1 protein-coding gene and 1 pseudogene are annotated in these 648 nt (G+C 67.9%); both read left to right on the top strand.

Annotated elements, in window-relative coordinates:
- Window positions 1–271: pseudogene (locus QR78_RS36625) on the top strand (hypothetical protein); the annotation flags it as partial.
- A gap of 3 nt (window positions 272–274) precedes the next feature.
- A partial coding sequence (locus QR78_RS36620; RefSeq protein ID WP_158004097.1) for a PAS domain-containing protein occupies window positions 275–648 on the top strand: 374 nt, incomplete at its 3' end.

Below are 648 nucleotides of genomic sequence, written 5' to 3'. Positions count from 1 at the left end.
CGACGACGCGAAGGGAGAGCTGAAGAACCTTCTCGTTGTGACGACCGACCTGAGCCAGCGCAAGGAGGCCGAGCAGCGCCTCGCCGAGAGCGAGCGCCGGCTGCAGGAGCTCAACGAGACGTTGGAGCAGCAGATCTCCGACCGCACGACCGAGCGCAACCTGTTCGCGACCATCGTCGAGCGGACCGACATCATGGTGATGGCGGCCGACCTCGGCTACACCATCCTGGCGATCAACAAGGCGAATGCCGACGAGTTCGAGCGGATCTAAGGCGTGAGGCCGAAGGTCGGCGACAACATGCTCGACCTCCTCGCCGATCAGCCGGAGCACCGGGAGCAGGTCCGGGCCGGCTGGGGCCGGGGCCTGGCAGGCGAGGAGATCACCATGGTGGCGGAGTTCGGCGATGCCGAGCGCGCCCGCCCGGCCTACGAGATCAACTTCCGCACCCTGCGCGACGCACAAGGCGTCCGTATGGGCTGCTACCAGTTCGTGACCGACGTCACGGAGCGGCTGCGCGGCCAGGCCGAGCTCGCCCAGGCCCAGGAGGCCCTGCGCCAGTCGCAGAAGCTGGAGGCGGTGGGCCAGCTCACCGGCGGCGTCGCCCACGACTTCAACAACCTCTTGACGATCATCCGCTCCTCCGTCGA

The organism is Methylobacterium indicum, assembly GCF_001043895.1.
Taxonomy (GTDB): domain Bacteria; phylum Pseudomonadota; class Alphaproteobacteria; order Rhizobiales; family Beijerinckiaceae; genus Methylobacterium; species Methylobacterium indicum.
Note: the sequence above shows the minus strand (reverse complement) of the source record. Positions and strands in the feature narration are given on the sequence as shown.